We start from the raw sequence: 20,322 nt of genomic DNA on the forward strand, positions 1-20,322 counted from the left end.
AGAGGTTGCCCTCGTGACCGCCGAGTCGCTGGACGTCGTCGATCTGCTCGACCAGTGGAACAACCACACGACACCGGAGCAGCGTGTGACGGTGCCCGCGTTGATCACCGCGCAGTGGGCGCAGACCCCGGACAGGGTGGCCGTCGTCGACGGAACCCGGCAGCTGACCTACCGCGAACTCGAAGCGCGCACCGTCGCGCTGGCGCACACACTGCTCGATCACGGGGTGACCTCCGAAGACGTTGTCGCCGTCGGTCTGCCGCGGTCTGCCGAGATGGTCGTCTGCGTGCTGGCCGCCATGATCGCAGGCGCGGCCTTCGTTCCCGTCGACCCCACCTGGCCAGCGCAGCGCCGCCGCCAGGTGCTCGCCGACGCCGGCGTTCGATGCGCGGTCATCACCCCGTCCGATCACAGCGACTGGGGTGTCGACACCGTCACGCTCGACCTCCACGACCGGCGGCTCGACGACCAGTCCACGACACCCCCGGACGTGCCGATCCTGCCCGGCGGGCTCGCCTACGTGATCTTCACCTCCGGGTCGACGGGCAAGCCCAAAGGGGCGATGATCCGCCACGAGGCCATCGCCGAACGCCTGCTCTGGCAGCGTGACCACATCCTCGGATTCGGCCACGATGACGCCGCGCTGTTCAAAGCACCTCTGTCCTTTGACATCTCGGTCAACGAGATCCTGCTGCCTCTGATCAGCGGCGGTCGCGTGGTGATCGCCGCCCCGGACGCCGAGAAGGATCCGGAGTATCTGCTCGAGCTGATCGCCACCGAGCGGGTGACGTTCGTCTACCTGGTGTCCTCGATGCTGGACACCCTGCTCGAACTCGACCGACTCAACAGCGCCGACGGCGCGCCCGGGGCGCTGACGTCACTGCGCCACGTGTGGTGTGGCGGCGAGGTCCTCACTCCGGGCCTGTTCGCCCGGTTCCGGCGCCAGCTCGACACCACGCTCTACCACGGGTACGGCCCGGCCGAGGCGACCATCGGCGTCTCGCATGTGATCTACCGGGACACCGCCGAACGGATCGCGACCTCTATCGGCAGACCCAACCCGCACACCCAGCTCTACGTCCTCGACGACGCGCTGCAACCGGTTCCGCCGGGAGTCGGCGGCGAGCTCTACGCCGCCGGCTTCCTGCTGGGCCGCGGATACGTCAACGCCCCGTCGCTGACCGCTTCCCGATTCATCGCGAACCCGTTCGACACCACCGGGGCACGCATGTATCGCACCGGCGACCTGGCCCGCTGGACCGACGACGGCACCCTGGAGTTCCTCGGCCGCGCCGACAACCAGGTCAAGATCCGGGGTCGTCGCATCGAACTCGAAGAGATCGAAACCCACCTCGCCGAGCATCCCGCGGTGCGGCGGGCCGTGGTGGCGGTGCACCGGCAGGGCGCCGCAGACCGCCTCATCGGCTATCTGGTCACCGAACCGGGCGCCGTCCACGATGCCGCCCTCCACGGCGAGGTGTCCCGGTGGTGCCTGTCCCGGCTGCCCGAGTACATGGTGCCCACCGACTTCGTCGCCCTCGACGCGATCCCCCTGACTGCCAACGGAAAGACCGACCGCGCAGCGCTGCCCGCACCGCCGGTGCGTGAGGACCACCGCCGGCGCGCACCCCGCACTCCCCGCGAAGAGGTTCTCTGCCGGGCCTTCGCGGATGCTCTCGACCTCGACGAGATCGGCGTCGACGACGACTTCTTCGGACTGGGCGGCGACAGCATCGTCGCGATCCGCGTGGTCGGCCGCCTCCGGGCGCATGGCTTCTCGCTGCGGCCCCGCGACCTGTTCACCCACCGCACCGTCGCCGCACTCGCACCGCTTCTCGTCGACGCAGCACCGGTGCCCGCCGACGTCGAGCCGATCGACCCCACCGGGCCCCTGCCCGCGACGCCGATCCTGCACTGGCTCGACGAGGTAGCCGACACCGGCGGAACCGGCGCGACGGCGATGCGTGGCTTCTATCAAGGCATGTCGTTGATCACCCCGCCCGATCTCGACGAGGCCGTCGTCCGCCGGCTCGTCGACGCGGTGTTCGCCCGACATCCGGTGCTGTGGGCGTCGACACCCGGGGCGGCCGCCCGCCTCCAGATACCCGCGACCGCACCGCGCACCCCGCTCCTCACCGCACCTCTGGCAGAGGGTGTTCCGGCGATGCGCGACCGTCTGGTCGAGCTTCTCGATCCGGCAGCCGGGATCATGGTGGCGGTCGGTTGGCTGACCTGCGGCACCGCCAGTGGCCGGCTCGTCATCGTCGCTCACCACGTCGTGGTCGACGGCATCTCGCTGCGCATCCTGGCCGATGACTTCGCCGCCGGCCACCGGCAGCTCGCCGCGGGCGCCGAGCTCGAACTCCCACCGACCCGCACCGCGTTCCGCGCCTGGGCGACACACCTCGCCGAGGCCACCGCCCACGGTGTGTTCGACGCCGACCGCGACTACTGGCTCGACACCGTCGCCGGCGATGCGGCTGACGAAAAGTGCTGGACGGTCGTGCCTCTGGACCCTCGGCGCGACACCGTCGCCACCGAAGAAGGCCTGACCGTCACGCTGTCCCCCGCAGCTACCGACGCGGTGCTCTCCTCAGTGCCCGAGCGGATCCACGGCCACGTCAACGACGCACTGGTGGCCGCCCTGTTCCTCGCGCTGCGCGAGTGGCTCACCGACCGCGGGATCGACGACACCGACACGGTCACGATCGAGATGGAAGGCCACGGCCGCGAGGCCGGCCGGGTCGGTGATGTCGACCTGTCCGACACCGTCGGCTGGTTCACCACGCTGTATCCGGTCCGGCTGGGCGACGGCGGTGCCGACTGGCGCGCCGCGCTGGCCGGGGGCCCGGCCCTGGGTGCGGTGGTGCGCTCGATCAAGGACCAGCTGCGTGCCGTCCCCTCGCACGGCCTGAGCTACGGCGTGCTGCGCCATCTTGGGGGCGTGGCCGAGCTCGCGGCCACACCGCAGGTTCTGTTCAACTACCTCGGCCGCTTCGATGCCACCGACGGGCCGTGGACGTTCGACGAACACGGGGTGCTGGAGGGTCGCGACCCCGCGATGCCGCTTCCGCGCCTACTGGAAATCAACGCCGAAGCCGCCGACACCGGTGACGGGCCGGTGCTGCGTGCCACCTTCAGCTGGCCGGGTCACGTGCTCGACATCGCCGAGGTGAATGCTCTGGCCACGCGGTGGATCACGCTGCTGGAGCAAATCGCCGACAGCGACGACGTCCGCGGTCACAGCGTGTCGGATTTCGGCGGCGTGGCACTGAGCGATCCCGACGTCGTCGACTTGGAGCAGCGATATCCCGGGCTGCGCGACGTGTTGCCGCTGACGCCTGTCCAGCAGGGCATCTATTTCCATTCGACATTCAGCCGGCACGCCGATCCGTATCTCGTGCAGCAGATCGTCGACATTCACGGGCCACTGGATGTCGAACGCTTCCAGCGGGCAACCGACGTCGTCGCTGCGCGCCACCTCGCGCTGTCCGCGGCGTTCGTCACCCTCGCCGACGGCACGCCGGTCGCCGTGCACGCCCACACTCCGGCACCGGATTTCAGCGTCGTGGACGCCCGCGGCGCAGACGCCGACGCCGTGGTCGAACGGTGCGCGGCCGCGGACAGACGCCGCGGCTTCGACCTGACCCGCCCGCCACTGACGCGGTACACCCTCGTGCGCCGCGACGACGTGCGGACCACGATGGTGCAGACAGTGCACCATCTGGTGGCCGACGGGTGGTCGGTGCCGTTGGTGCTACGGGACCTGCTCATTGCCTACCAAGACACCGAGTTCACCACTGCTGCAGTATCTTTCAGGGACTTCACGACGTGGCTGGCTCAGCGTGACACCGTCGCCGATCACGCCGCGTGGGCGCCCGTGCTGGCCGGCATCGACGCGCCGACCCGGGTCGCGGCAGCTGATGGCACGGCCGGCGACGACGCCATGGGATTCGGCCGGCGCGAGCGTGGCCTGGGAGATCGCGACACCGTCGCGTCCGCCGCCTCCGCAGCCGGCGTGACCGTCAGCACGTTCCTGCACACCGCGTGGGCGTTGACCATCGGGCGTCTGACGGGTCGCACCGATGTGACGTTCGGCTCGGTGGTGTCCGGCCGCGACGCAGATCTGCCCCGCATCGAGCAGATGGTGGGGCTGCTGGTGAACACCATCGCCGTTCGCGTCCCGTGGGCACCTGAGGAGTCCGCCGGTACGGTCGCCGCCCGCCTCGGCCAGCAGGAGGCGGCACTGCTCGGTCACCATCACCTCACTCTGCCGGAGGCTCATCGCATCGCCGGCGTCGACGAACTCTTCGACTCGCTCGTCGTCATCGAGAACCTCGGCTCCGCCGACCTTTCCCGTGGTGACCTGAGCTTCGGCGAGATCAGGGTCATCGAAGCACCCCACTACGCGCTGACAGTCATGATCACCGTGCGCGATGCGCTGTCGATGACCGTCACCAACTCGCGCAGCGACATCTCCGACGACTTCGCCGACACTGTCGCGACCGTGTTCGCCGAGGTGCTGACGGCCATGGCGGCCGACCCTGACGTGCCCTGCGCCCGTGTCCCGATCGCCCCGGCAACTGATTCGTCACCCGAGCAGGCCGCAGGCACCCTCACCGAGCTCCTGGACGCCGCCGCACGCACGCGTCGGCACGAGGTCGCGCTGCTGACCGCCGACGGTGCTGTGACGTTCGGCGCCCTGCGCTCCCGTGCCGCCGCCATCGCCGCACATTTGCTCGAGGCGGGCGTGGGGCGTGGTGACGTGGTGGCCCTGGCGATGTCGCGGTCCACCGACCTGGTCGCAGGCCTGTGGGCGATCACGTTGACGGGTGCGGCCTACCTCCCCGTCGACCTCGGATACCCCGCGGCGCGAATCGCTTTCATGATCGGTCACGCCCGCCCGCGCGCCGCGCTCGTCGACGCCGCCGGTCGCGGCGTCATCCACCCCGCGCTGCCCCAGGCCACCGCACTGATCGACGTCGCCGCCGTCGGTGAGACGGACCACCGGTCGGACCACGACGTCAGTCCCGCCCCGGTCGGTCCGCACGACGCGGTCTCCGTGCTGTACACATCTGGTTCGACCGGGGAGCCCAAGGCGGTCGTCGGTACCCATGGGGCGCTGGCGAACCGCCTGCGGTGGGCGATGAGCGCCTGGCCGGCAGAGCGTCGGCTGGCCAAGAGTTCACTGTCGTTCATCGACGGCACCACCGAACTGCTCGCAGGGTTGGCGGCCGGTGCGTGCACCGTGCTCGCCGACGACCACGCCGCTCGTGACGGGCGCGCTCTGGCCGGGTTGATCGCCGACCACGACGTCCACCAGATGCTCGCCGTTCCGTCGCTGGCGGCGGCCCTGGCCGACGATCACCGCGACGACGTCGCCGCGGTGCGCCGGTGGATCGTCAGCGGCGAGCCACTCACCGCCGCCGATCTCTCGTCGTTGCGCGGTACCGGTGCGACCGTCGTGAACTCCTACGGATCGTCCGAGGTGACCGGTGACGTTCTGGCCGGGGAGCAGCTCGCCGACACGGTCACCCTCGGAGCGCCGGTACCCGGTGCGCTCGTCCGCATCCTCGATCGGCACCTGGGCGAGCTACCCGGCGGTGTGATCGGCGAGATTTTCGTAGGCGGAACACAACTGGCGCGCGGCTACCTGGATCGGCCGGCGCAGACAGCAACCCGGTTCGTCGCCGCGCCGGGCGGGCAGAGGGTGTACCGCACCGGCGACCTGGGCGCCTGGCAGCCCGACGGCACCGTGGTCTTCGCGGGGCGCTCGGACGATCAGCTCAGCATCAACGGCCACCGCGTCGAGCCCGGCGAGATCGAGACGGCGCTGCTGCGCCAGCAGGGCGTGGTCGATGCGGCCGTCGTCGGTGTCGGTGCCATTCTGGCCGCGGTGGTCGTCCTCACGCCGGAGCCGCCGGATACCGAACACCTGCAGGCAGCATTGCGCGGTGAGCTCCCCGCTCATCTGGTCCCCGCGACTATCACCGCCGTTTCCGCCATCCCGTTGCTGCCCAACGGAAAACGCGACCACGCGGCCCTTCGCGAGGTGGCCCGACCACAGTCGACGGCCGCGCGAGCAGTCGCCGCCGATGCGCGGCAGCAGGTGATCGTCGAGACGATCGCCGGTGTCCTCGGCTCCGACGCATCCGAGCTCGGGGCGGACACGGACTTCTTCGCCGCAGGCGGCGACAGCATCGCCGCGATCCGACTGACGAGCAGGCTTGCCCGCCAGGGCGTTTCGGTCACCGCGGAGGACGTATTCCGGGGACGCACCGCAATCGGCATCGCCGCGCTGGCCGCCGAGGGGACGACACACACGGACTCCTCGCCACCGTTCGCAACGGTCCGCCTGTCGCTAGCGACCCTGCAACAGCTGACCGCGGCAGAGGCACTCGACGACATCTGGGGGCTCTCGCCACTGCAACACGGTGTCTACTACCAGTGCACGCTCGGCGATGACCTCACCTCCACCTACATCGCGCAGAACGTGTTCACCGTCGACCGCCGCATCGATGTCGAGGCGATGCAGGCCGCGTTCACCGCGCTGCTCGCCCGCCATCCCCAGCTACGGGCCGGGTTTCGCACCGTCGAGCACGTCGAAGCCCGCCCCGCGGCCGATGCCAGCGCGGTGGTCCAGGTCGTGCTGAGCCAACCCCCCTCGCCGATCAACGTGGTGGACCTGGCCGACCGCGACGCGTCCGACGCTGCCGTCGCCCTGCAGTCCGTCATCGATGCAGACAGGACAACGCCGTTCGATCTCGGCGCCCCACCGCTGCTGCGGCTCACCGTGGTCCGCCTGCCCGGGGGCGACGACCGGATACTGCTGACCTACCACTTCCTCCTGTTCGACGGTTGGTCCCGAGAACTGGTGCTGCGAGAGCTGTTCGCGCTGTACGACTCTCACGGACAACAGGGGGCCCTGGAGCCACGTCCGGGTGTGGTCACCGACTACCTGCGCTGGCTCGAACGCACCGGTGAAACCGGCGCGCTCACCGCATGGGCCGACCTGCTCTCGGGGCTCGACGGACCCACGTCGGCCAGCGGACACCGACCCACCGAAGCTCCCGCCGACATCGAACCGGGCCGCATCGTCGTCACGGCCGACGAGCGGGTCACGACCGGATTGGCCGACACGGCGGCAGCTCTCGGAGTCACTCTCAACGCCGTTGTGACCGCCGCGGTCGCCGTGGTGACCGGGTATCACGCAGGCACCACCGACACCGTCGTCGGCACCACCGTGGCCGGACGACCCGGCGAACTCGTCGGTATCGACGAGACGATCGGATTGTTCCTCAACACGGTGCCGGTCAGAGTCGACCTGTCCCCCGCGAAGACCCTGGCCGACGTGATCGGTGCGATCGCCGAGCAGCGGCTGACCATGATGGCCCATGACCACCTGGGTCTGGGTCAGATCCAGCGAGCGGCAGGTGATTCCGGTGCAGCGCTGTTCGATTCCCTTGTCGTGCTGCAGAACTTCCTCGGCGAGGGCACCTTCGTCGATCTGGACGCCGCACACGGCATCGTCGACGTCGACTACCACGACACCACCCACTTCCCGCTGACGTGGGTGCTGACGCCGGGTCGGCGTCTGACCGTGAAACTCGAATACCGGGTGGTCGACGACCGGCGCGCCCAGGAGATGGTCGACCGCCTTCTGGCTGTACTGCAGACACTTGCCGAGTCACCCACCACCGCGCTGGGTCAGGTGCCGATCGCGGCGACGCCACAGGGCCATCGAGGCGCGAATCCTGTCGAGCCGGTCACGATCGCCGAGCTACTGGCGCACCAGGCCCGTCGGCGCCCAGACGACGTCGCACTCGTCTTCGGTGATGCGCACCTGACCTACCGCGACGTCGACCGGAGGGTGAACCAGCTGGCGCGTTTCCTGCGCGAGCGCGGTGCCGCCCCGGAGACGTTCGTCGCGCTGGCCCTGCCCCGTTCCCTGGACATGGTGGTCGCGCTGTTCGCCGTGCTGCGGGCCGGTGCGGCGTACCTGCCGCTGGAACTCGACCTGCCGCTTGGCCGGCTGCGCACCGTCGTCGCCGACGCCCGACCCACGCTGCTGCTCACCACCTCTGCCCAGCGCGAGCTCGCCGAGTGCGGCCGCGAGCACGGCGCTGAGGTCGTCGTGCTCGACGACGATGCAACGCGCGACATCCTCACGGCCACATCATCGGATCCGCTCGCGGCCGCCGAACTGGGCGACTTCGCCACCGGCGCGCACCGTCTGCAGCATCCGGCCTACCTGATCTACACGTCGGGTTCCACCGGCACGCCCAAGGGCGTCATCACGGGGTACGCCGGGTTGACGAACATGTACTTCAACCATCGCGACGCGATCTTCGCACCGACCGTGCGCCGCGCCGGTCGGAGTCGGCTCGACATCGCCCACACCGTCTCGTTCTCCTTCGACATGTCGTGGGAGGAGCTGTTCTGGCTCGTCGACGGACACCGCGTGCACATCTGCGACGAAGATCTGCGGCGCGACGCGCCTGCGCTGGTCGACTACTGCCGCGAGCACGCCATCGACGTCGTCAACGTGACCCCCACCTATGCCCACCACCTACTCGACGCCGGGCTGCTCGACACCCACACCCCGGCGCTGGTGCTGCTGGGCGGCGAGGCGGTCAGCGAGCACGTCTGGTCGGTGCTTCGTGAGCATCCGGGAACCGCGGGCTACAACCTCTACGGCCCCACCGAATACACCATCAACACCCTCGGCGGCGGAACCGACGAGAGCGTGACACCCACCGTGGGTCGGCCGATCTGGAACACCCGCGCCTACGTGCTGGACCGTGCGCTACGGCCGGTGCCCGACGGCACCGTCGGCGAGCTCTACATCGCCGGCGCGGGGTTGGCGCGTGGCTATCACCGCCGGCCTGCGCTCACCGCGGCCTCGATGCTGGCCGACCCGTTCGTTCCCGGCGGACGGATGTACCGCACCGGCGACCTCGTCCGGCATCGGCCCGAGGACGGACTGCTCGACTATCTCGGCCGCGCCGACGATCAGGTGAAGATCCGCGGGTATCGCATCGAACTGGGTGAGATCGAGACCGTGCTGTCCGCCGCACCCGAGGTGGCCCGCTGCGCGGTGGTGGTGCGCACCCGAGCCGGTGACCCGCCGGTGAAAACACTTGCCGCATATGTCGTTCCGTCGCTCACGTCGATCGACGCAGTCGAACTCGCGGGCCGACTACATGCACACCTCTCGTCGGTGTTGCCCGCCTACATGGTGCCGACCCGCTACGGAGTGGTCGACACACTGCCGCTGACGGTCAACGGCAAACTGGACACCTCTGCCCTGCCAGAGCCCGTCGCTCCGACCCGGACTCAGAGCCGGGAGCCTCGCACGGAGCGTGAAGCGTTGCTGCTCGAGATCGTCGCGGCGGTGCTGGATCTCGACGCCGTGGGCCCCGATGACGATTTCTTCGCCCTGGGCGGCGACAGCATCTCCTCGATCGCCCTGTGCGGACGGGCCCGCTCGGCGGGACTGCACGTCACTCCGCGCGACGTGTTCCGGCGCCGCACCGTAGCCGCACTCGCCGCGGTCATCGAGGCCACGGCAAGTCCCGTCGACACCACCCCGGTCGTCGTTACCGGTGATGTCGCGCAGACCCCGATGCTGGCCGAAACCGCCTCGGCGCTAACGCCGTTGGCGAACTTCTATCAGGCGATGGTGCTGGCGACTCCACCCGCGCTGACCGAGACGCACCTGCGCGAGATGCTCGCGGCCCTGCTCGACGCGCACGGCATGCTGCGGGCCCGACTCCGGGACCACACCGACGGCTGGCAGTTGACCGTTCCCGAGCGCGGGCCCGACACGGCCTCGATTCTCAGCCGCGCCTTCACCGCACTCGACGAGAACACCATCGCCGCCGTGACCGCCGACGCGGCAGCCCGGCTGTCCCCCCCTGACGGCGTGATGGTGCAGGCCGTCTGGCACGACGGGTCTGCCCCCGGGTCTGACCCCGGGCAGCTCCTGCTCGTCATCCACCACCTCGTCATCGACGGCGTGTCGTGGCGGGTGCTGGCCGACGATCTGCGCCAAGCATGGGCACAGGCACAGTCCGGCGGGGCGATTCACATCGAGGCCGAGCCGACCCCGTTCCGGACCTGGGCCGACGCGCTGTGCACCTCCGCCTCCTTCACGGATCAGACGGGGTACTGGGCCGAGGTCCTCGCCACCCCTGACCCCGATCTGGGCTCGCGGCCACTGGATCCGACTGTCGACCTCGCGCACACCGTGGCAACACAGTCGTACTCCTTGTCGGAGAGTACGAGTGCCGCAGTGCTGTCGGCAGTCCCGGCAGCCTTCCACGGCGCTGTCGACGACGTACTGCTCGCAACTCTGGCGATGGCGCTGCACCAGTGGCGCCGCACCCGCGGTCGCGCTGCCGGCTCGGCCGCCGTGATCAACGTCGAAGGACACGGCCGCGAAGCCGACGCCGTCGGCGTCCCCCTGGATCTGTCCCGCACCATCGGCTGGTTCACCTCCATCTATCCGGTGCGCCTGGATCCCGGCGATCTCGCGTGGGCCGACGTGCTGGCCGCCGGCGACCGCCTGGCCGCCGCGGTGAAAGCCGTCAAGGAACAGCGCAGAACCGTCCCCGATCGCGGCATCGGCTACGGCGTGCTGCGCCACCTGGATGCGGACACCGAGCTCACCGCACCGACCCCGCAGATCCTGTTCAACTATCTCGGCCGCTTCGCCGGGGGGACCGGCCGGGACTGGGACCCCGCGCCCGCCGTCGGCGCACTGCGGGAAGGTGTCGACCCCACGAACCCTGCAGTCGCTCTCGAGATCACCGTGCTCGCCGAGGATTCGAGCGACGGTCCATCGCTCGGCATCACCCTGGCCTCCCCCGAGCAGCTACTCGATGCGCAAGCCGTCAGCGAGCTGGCCGAGCTGTGGCGGGCCGCTCTTGACGCCGTCGCCCGCTGCTCGGCGCTCACCGGCCGCACCCCGTCGGACTTGCCGCTGGTGGCGCTCAGCCAGAGCGACGTCGACACCCTGGAGCGGAGCGGCGCTGTCCAGGACGTTCTGCCACTTCTTCCGCTCCAGCAGGGCATGTACTTCCACGCGATGTTCGGCGGCGGCTCCGAGACCTCTTCCGACACCGTGGACACGTACCGCATCCAGCAGATCGCGACGCTGTCAGGGCCCCTCGATCCCGCCGCGCTGGGGCAGGCCGTGCGGAGCGTCGTCGACCGACACCAGGCGTTGCGGGCCAGCTTCACCGAGCTGGAGGACGGCCGTCTCGCACAGGTGATCTGGTCCGACGTCGAGGTCGAGATCCAGACCAGGACAGGAGATCTCGACGAGATCGCCCGCCGGGAACTGGACCGCCCCTTCGACTTGGCCCAGCCGCCGCTGCTGCGGTACACCCTGGTGTCCCTGGCCGACGACGATCACCGGTTGATCCAGACGATGCACCACATCATCGCCGACGGGTGGTCCTACCCGGTGATATTCGGCGACATCGTGGCCGCGCACAACGCGGTGGTCGAGCAGCGGGCAGACTTCGAGGCGGTGTCGGTGACGCTGCGCGACCACATCGAATCGGTGTTCGCTCGCGACCACGACGCAGCCGTCGCGGTGTGGAGCGAGACGCTGGCCGACGCGACACCCACGCATCTGCTGGGCGACCGGAGCGCAGCAGCGAGCGGCGAACACCGCAGCATCACCCGGCATCTGTCGGGCGAGCTCACGGCCGCGCTCACCCACCTCGGCCGCGACCGCGGCGTCACGATGTCGGCGATCGTGCACGGCGCCTGGGGAATCCTGTTGGGCCGCTTGCTCGATCGCCGCGACGTGGTGTTCGGATCCACGGTCTCGGGTCGCGACGGTGATCTGCCGGGCGTCGAGTCCGTGGTCGGGTTGCTGATCAACACCATTCCCGTCGTGATGTCGTGGCAGCACGACACCACGGTCGGTGCTGCGCTGACCGACCTGCAGGACCGGCAGAGCGGCGTGCTGGACGCCCACCATCTCGGGCTGACCGAGCTGGCGAGAATCGCAGGCGCCCGGGAGCTGTTCGACACCCTGGTCGTGGTCGAGAACTTCCCTGCCACAGCATCGTCGGCAGGCCCCGATGCCTTGTCGTTCGACGGCTTCGTCGGCGCCGACGCCCCGCACTACCCGGTGGCCGTCGTCGCCTACCTCGGCGACCAGCTGACCTTCGAGATCTCCTACGACACCACGGTGATCGACCGCGACCAGGCTGATCGCTACGCCGATCACCTCGAGCGGATCCTCGCCGCGTGCGCCGAGGACGCCGACACCCCGATCGCCGCGCTGGATCCGGGTACCGTCACCGAGACTGTTTCCGAGCCGACCCACGCACCGGAACACACACTGGCCCAGACCTTCTCGGATGTGGTCGACCGGCACAGCGACGCCGTCGCAGTGACCGATGAGGACGGTTCGCTGACCTACGCCGAACTGGACGCGCGGGCAAGCAGGGTCGCGGCCTTCCTCAGGGGGCTGGGCGTGCGCCCTGAATCGCGGGTGGCCGTGGCATTGCCGCGCTCGCGTGATCTGATCGTCGCGCTGGTCGGCGTCGCCAAGGCTGGCGGCGCGTACGTTCCGCTGGATCCGGACTCCCCCGAACCGCGGCTGCGTCACATCCTCCGCGACTCCGCGCCCGTGTGCGTCCTGACCGTCGGAGACCATCGACTACCCGACGTCGGTGTTCCTGCCGTCGTTCTCGCCGACGCCGAGAACGACGCACCACCACATGGCACGGCTGCCGCGACCGGACTGGCCGATCATGCCGCCTACGTGATCTACACCTCCGGGTCCACGGGTGCCCCCAAGGGAGTCGAGGTCAGCCACCGTAACGTCGCGGCGCTCTTCGCCGGTGCAGCACAGCGTTTCGACTTCACCGCCGACGACGTCTGGACGATGTTCCACTCCGCGGCGTTCGACTTCTCCGTCTGGGAGATGTGGGGCGCCCTGCGCCACGGTGCCCGACTGGTCCTGGTGGGCAGCGCTGACGCACGGGACCCCGAACGCTTCCTGCGATTGCTGTCCGCGGAGCGGGTGACCGTGCTGAACCAGACGCCGTCGGCGTTCTATCCACTCGTCGACGCCGAGAAGCGGCTGCGCCCCGAGTTGGCGCTGCGTTACGTGATTTTCGGCGGCGAAGCGCTCGACGCCTCGCGGCTGGGCGGATGGCTCGACCGTGACGACGCAGGGCCGGCGCTGGTCAACATGTACGGCATCACCGAAACCTGCGTGCACGTCTCCCACCGTCGTCTGACACCGCGGGATGCCGCCGAACGCGGCGTCATAGGTGGCGCGCTTCCCGGTCTGACGATGCACCTGCTCGACGAGCAGCTACGGCACGTGCCTGTCGGCGTCGTCGGTGAGATCTACGTCTCCGGTGCTCAACTCGCCCGCGGGTACGTCGGCAGACCTGGTCTCACCGCCAGTCGGTTCGTCGCCGATCCGCACGACGTCAGGGGCCGCCGGCTCTACCGCAGCGGGGACACCGCGATGCGGACTGCCACCGGCGAGCTGATCTATGTCGGGCGCTCGGACCATCAGGTGAAGATCCGCGGTTATCGCATCGAGCTCGGGGAGGTGGAGACCGCACTGGCGACCCTGCCCGAGGTCCGTAACGCCGCCGCCGCGGTACACACGGACGACTCGGGACGGACCACTCTGGTCGGATACCTCGTCACTTCGCGACCACTCGCTATCACGGACATCAAAACTGCTTTGGCACAAAGTATTCCGGGTTACATGGTGCCCGCGACGTTTGTCACATTGGAGGAACTCCCCTTGACCGTCAACGGCAAGCTGGATCGCGCCGCATTGCCGGCTCCCCATCACGCCAACGGAGCAGTCGAGGCGCGGCAGGGCGGAGCCGGGGCTCAGATCGCCGACCTGTGCAGTCAGATCCTGCGCGTGCCCGTCGGTGTGCACGACGACTTCTTCACGATGGGCGGCGACAGCATCGTGGCCATCCAGCTCGTCAACCTCGCTCGACGGGCCGGCATGCGCATCACCCCCCAGCAGGTGTTCACCGCACGCACCCCCGCAGCGTTGGCCGAGGTGGCTGCTCCAGACGCACCGCCGGCGGCGACAGTCGATCCGGCCGCGATGGCGGGCGAAGTCCCCTTGACACCGATCGTGATGCGTCAGGCCGAACTGGGCGGCACCATCACCCGTTTCAACCAGAGCGAAATACTGCGGACACCGCCCGGCCTCACCGTCGAGGTACTGCAGTCCGCCCTGCGCGCGGTCGTCGCCCGCCATGACGCACTTCGGATGCGCCTGCTGCGCCCGGTACCCAGCCTGTGGTCGTTGGAGACCCTCGCCGACGGCGCCGCTCCAGTCACTCGCGTCGATGCATCGGACCTGACCGAGGACGAGTTCGCCGAGGCCATCGCGGCCGAGTCGAATGCCGCGGCTGACCGCCTGGATCCTGAGTCGTCGGCGATCCTGCAGGCCGTGTGGTTCGACCGCGGCTCCGACGCGCAGGGCCGCCTGGTCCTCGTGGTCCACCATCTGGCTGTCGACGCGGTGTCCTGGCACATCCTGATCGACGATCTCGCCGAAGCGTGCCGCCAGCCCGGGCGCGGCGCCGACGCGCTGCCCGAGGTGCCGACCACGTACCGCGCCTATGCGCGCGCAGTAAACGAGGAGGCCCAGCGGGCGTCTCGACTCGCGGAGTTCGAGCATTGGTCCGCCACGCTGGCTCCCGGTGGGGAACTCGACCCCGATGCGCTGACCGTGGGACTCACGGTGGGCGCGACGCGCGACCACGAGGTCACACTCGGCGTCTCCGAGACGGCGCCGCTTCTCACCACCGTCCCCGCGCTGGCCAACGCCGACGTGACGGAGACACTGGTGGCCGCCCTGGCGGTCGCGGTGACCCGGTGGCGGCGTTCCACCGGTCGAGTGGCCGACGCACCCCTGGTCGTCGACCTCGAACGTCACGGCCGTGACCGCTGGGGGCAGGACCTCGACCTGTCCCGCACCGTCGGGTGGTTCACCGCCATCGCACCCGTCCGACTGCCCTGCGGCGAGACCGATCTGGTGACGGCGCTGCGCGATGTCAAGGAAGCGGTGCGGTCGGCCGCCGACGGCGGCATCGGGTTCGGGCTGTTGCGCTACTGCAACCCGCGGACCGCCGCCGCGCTGGGCCGGCTACCGGCGCCCCAGCTGCTGCTCAACTATCTCGGGCGGTCGTCGCACGGGGACGGCGACTGGCAACCGGCACCGGAAACACTGTGCACCGATCCCGACCCCGACCTCGGCACGCCGTATCTGCTCGAGGTCAACGCCCACTGCGACGACACAGCGGCGGGCCCGCAGTTGCGTGCGGTGTTCACCTACGCCGACGGAGAGTTCTCCGAACGCGACGCCACCGACATCGCCGGCCACTGGGTCAGCGTGCTGCAGGAGCTCGGCGAAGCTGCGGGGAGCGCCGAACGCACCGTGACGCCGTCGGACCTCCCGCTGGTCACACTCGACCAGGATCAGGTCGACGCGGTACTCACCGCCGTGCCCGTCCCCGTCGAGACGATCTGGCCGCTGTCGCCGCTGCAGCAGGGCGTGTACTTCCAGGCGAGGTACTCACCGGCCGCGGTGTACATCGTGCAGAACGTCTTCGACATGGCCGACCCTGTCGACGTCGCCGCGCTGCAGAGCGCCTACGCACTGGTGATGAAGCGCAATCCCGTTCTCCGGTCGGCATTCTGGGCCGACGGGGTGCCCGAACCCGTCGCCGCGATCGCCGTCGATCCGCCGGTGGCCGTCGAGGTGATCGACCTGGCCGACGCTGCGGCCAGCTCGGCGGATATCGACTCGGAACTGGACCGCATCACCCGTGCGGACCGCGAGCGCGTCTTCGACCTGTCGTCGCCACCACTGGCGCGGTTCACGGTGGTCCGCACCGCGCGTGGCGACCGGCTGATCTTCAGCTATCACTTCCTGCTTCTCGACGGATGGTCTCGCGAGCAGCTGCTCAGAGAACTGTTCAGCGCGTATTCAGCGGCCCGCCAGGGCGAATCGGCCGACCTCCCCGTCGCCACCGCCGACTTCACGGACTACCTGGCGTGGCTCGCCGAGCGCGACACCGACGAGTCGACTCGTCGATGGGTGCAAGCGCTGGCCGGTCGGGACGGCCCCTCGTTGCTGGTTCCGTCCGCGGTGGGTACCGAGCCGACGCTCGCGTTGCGGCTGGAATTCCTCCTGTCCCCCGACCAGACCAGTGCACTGCGGGCCCGGGCACGCGAATGCGGCGTGACGCTCAATGCGGTCATCAGCACTGCGTTGGCGATGGTGATCGGCTACGAAACAGCGAGCTCGGACGTGGTGTTCGGGTCCACTGTCGCCGGCAGACCGACCGAGATCGACGGGATCGCCGACGTCATCGGCCTGTTCCTCAACACCGTTCCCACGCGGGTGCGGCTGTCTCCGGAGCGCCGACTGGACGACGCCGTGCAGGCTGTGCAGTCCGACCGACTGGCCCTGATGGACCACGAGTACCTCGGCCTGGGCGACATCCAGCGCGCCCTGTCCGCAGCGGACGGGTTCGCCTCGGGAACACCGCTTTTCGACAGCCTGTTCGTATTGCAGAACTTCCTCGATGACGACACCTTCACCGATCTGGAAACCGAGCACGGCATCGTCGGACACGACTCCGTGGACGCCTCGCACTACCCACTGACCTGGGTTGCGTCCCCGGGCAGACGGTTGTGGGTCAAGCTGGAGTACCGCCCGGACGTCGTCGACCGTGATCACGCCCAACGACTGCTCGACCGGTTGCAGCAGGTGCTCGAATTCCTCGCACTGGCGCGGGGAGCCGATCTCCTGGGCAGCGTTCCGCTGCTGCTGACCGACGAGCGATCACAGCTCTCGGCAGCTGACAGCGCGACAGATCGGCCGCTGCCGCCGGCACCGGTCACCGACCTCCTCGCGCAGCGGGCGCAGGTGTCGCCGGAGCTGACCGCATTGGTGTGCGGGAATCGCCGCATCGACTACGGCACCCTCCAGACTGCGATCGACCAGCTGGCGTGGACACTGCGTGAGAACGACATCGGCGAGGGCGCGACGGTGGCACTCGCCATTCCTCGGTCGATCGACGCCGTGGTCGCCCTGTTCGCCGTCCTGCGTACCGGTGCGGCGTACCTGCCACTGGAATTGGACTATCCCGATGACCGGCTGCGGGTGATGCTCGACGACGCCCGGCCCGCCTGCGTGCTCACCACCAGCGCGGTGGCTGACCGGATCGGCGCGCTGTCGGGGCGAAACTGCCGACACCTGGTACTCGACGATCCCGCTGTCGCCACGACAGTGGCTCGCGCACAGGCAGAGTGGGACGGCTACACGCCGCCCCTCGACGGGTTGGCCTACCTGATCTACACCTCGGGCTCGACCGGCACCCCCAAGGGGGTGTCGACCCCGCACCGTGGCCTGACCAACATGCACCTCAATCACCGCGATGCGATCTTCGGCCCGGCGATCGCCAGGGCCGGCGGCCGGCGCATGCGCATCGCGCACACCGTGTCGTTCTCGTTCGACATGTCGTGGGAGGAACTCCTGTGGCTGATCGAGGGGCACGAAGTCCACATCTGCGACGAGGAGTTGCGCCGTGACGCCGAGGCTCTGGTCGCGTACTGCCAGCACCACGAGATCGACGTCGTCAACGTGACACCGACCTACGCGGGCCTGCTCTTCGAACAGGGTCTGCTCGATCCGCCGCACCCACCGGTCCTCGTGCTGCTGGGCGGCGAGGCGGTATCGGCGACGATCTGGAATCGACTGCGCGACAGCGACACCACGTACGGGTACAACCTCTACGGACCGACCGAATACACGATCAACACCCTGGGCGCCGGCACCGACGACAGCGCGACACCCACGATCGGCGCACCGATCTGGAACACCCGGGTGTACGTCCTCGACGCCTGGATGCGTCCGGTGCCCGACGAGGTGGCCGGCGAGCTGTACATCTCGGGAGCAGGGTTGGCACACGGGTACCGCGGTCGGGCGGACCTGACGGCCCAGCGATTCGTCGCGAACCCGTTCCGGTCCGGCGACCGCATGTATCGCACCGGTGACGTCGTCCGTCGTCGACGGGACGGAAACATCGACTACCTCGGCAGGTCCGACGACCAGGTGAAGATCCGGGGTTACCGTGTCGAACTCGGCGAGATCGAGGCCGCACTGCACGATCACCCGGCCGTCGCACAGGCGGCGGTGATCGCCACCCCGGACCCGTCCGGGTCGCACCGGCTCATCGCCTACGTCGTCGCACCCGGCGCCGCGGACGTTCCCGCGCAACTACGGAACCATCTGAAAACCTTACTGCCGCAACACATGGTGCCTGCCGCCATCGGAGTGGTCGACATCCTGCCGCTGACCGACAACGGCAAACTCGACGTGCGGGCGCTGCCCGACATCGCTCCCGAGGTCGACGCCGGGCGCGCACCCGATACGGCAACCGAGCACGACCTGTGCGACTGCTTCGCCGAGATCCTGGGGGTTCCGATCGCCGGGGTCTACGCGGATTTCTTTGCACTCGGTGGTCATTCGTTGTCGAGTATTCGGTTGATCAGCAGGGTGCGGTCGGTGTTCGGGGTGGAGCTGTCGCTGCGGGATGTGTTCGACCATCCGACGGTGGCGGGGTTGGCCGACCTGATCGACGGTGCGTCCGCCCGGGCGCGCATCCGTCCGGAACTGGTCGCCCAGGACCGTCCGGCGCTCGTGCCGGTCTCGGCGGCCCAGGAACGCATGCTGATCGTCGACCGGCTCGCCGAGACCGGCACGGTCTACAACTATCCCCTGGTTGTCACGGTGGGGGCCGACTTCGATGTCGAGGCGTTCGTCGCCGCGGTGGGCGATGTGGTCGCCCGGCACGAGAGCCTGCGCACGGTGTTCACCGAACACGACACCGGCTTCGCCCAACACATCCTGGCCCCCGACACCGGTGCTCCGGTCGAGGTCCTCGACGACGACGCCACACCCCTCGACGAGCAGATCGAGCGGCTCACCGCCCACCGGTTCGACCTCAGTAGAGAGACACCGCTGCGCATCACGGTGATCCGCCACCCCGACCGCACCACCACCGTGGTGCTGCTGCTGCACCACATCACCACCGACGAATGGTCGGACGCACCCCTGCTGACAGATCTCGAACACGCCTACACGTCACGCCATTCCGGACAGTCACCGACCTGGGAAGCACTACCGGTCCAGTACGCCGACTACGCCCTGTGGCAACACCACCTGCTCGACCAGACCGCCGAGGAACATCTGCAGTTCTGGACCGACACCCTGGCCGACGCCCCCGACGAACTCCCCCTCCCCACCGACCGCGCCCGCCCCGCCACTCCCTCCGGCACCGGCGGCAGCATTGCCGTGGAGTTGGGCGCCGACACCGCCGCCGCGCTGCGCGATCTCGCGGCAACACATCACGCGAGCATGCTCATGGTGTTGCATGCGGCGGTGGCGGTTCTGTTGCGCCGGTTGGGTGCTGGCACCGACATCGTCGTCGGAACCCCGGTGGCCGGTCGCGACGACACCGCACTCGACGATCTCGTGGGCCTGTTCGTCAACACGGTCGTGCTGCGCACCGAGGTCTCGGGTAACCCGACCTTCACCGAGCTGCTCACTCGCATCCGCACCGACGATCTCGACGCGTTCGCCCACGCCGATCTGCCGTTCGACCGCATCGTCGAAGCCCTGAACCCACCCCGCGTTCCCGGCCGCAACCCACTGTTCAACGTCTTCATCGGTCATTACCGCAGGACTGATGACGACACCACGGCTTTCGGACTCCCGGCCCGCTGGCACGAACCTGCGATCAGTGCCGCGATGTTCGATCTCGGTCTGGCGCTGATAGAACACGCCGATGACAGCGCGACGCTGACGGTCGAGTACAGCGCCGACCTGTTCGACCGGGAGTCTGCGGTCGCGCTCGGCCGACGATTGAAGATGGTGTGTGACGCCGTCGCAGGCGACACCGGCATCCGTGTCGGCGATATCGACATCCTCTCTCCACAGGAGCGGACGCGCATCGTCGTCGAGCGTAACGACACGAAACATACTGTGCCGCAAACTGATCTGGCCGCGATGGTGTCTGCCCAGGCTGCTCGGACACCGTGGGCTGTTGCGTTGTCGTTCGAGGGTGTCGAGGTCACCTACGCCGAACTCGACGCATGGTCGAACCGCTACGCCGCCCGCCTACACGCCCACGGCGCCCGCCCCGGCACCGTCGTCGGAATCCAACTACCCCGATCCCTCGAGTTGATCGTGGCCCTGATCGCCACCACCAAAACCGGCGCAGCATTCCTACCCCT

At 69.1% G+C, this 20,322-nt stretch carries 1 protein-coding gene; it reads left to right on the plus strand.

Annotated elements, in window-relative coordinates; genetic code table 11:
* Positions 1 to 13: 13 nt before the first annotated feature.
* Positions 14 to 20,322, plus strand: a 20,309-nt coding sequence (locus ACZY1G_RS19970; RefSeq protein ID WP_463823400.1) for an amino acid adenylation domain-containing protein, incomplete at its 3' end; no start/stop codon positions are given.

Source organism: Mycobacterium sp. IDUB_5 (genome assembly GCF_055419565.1).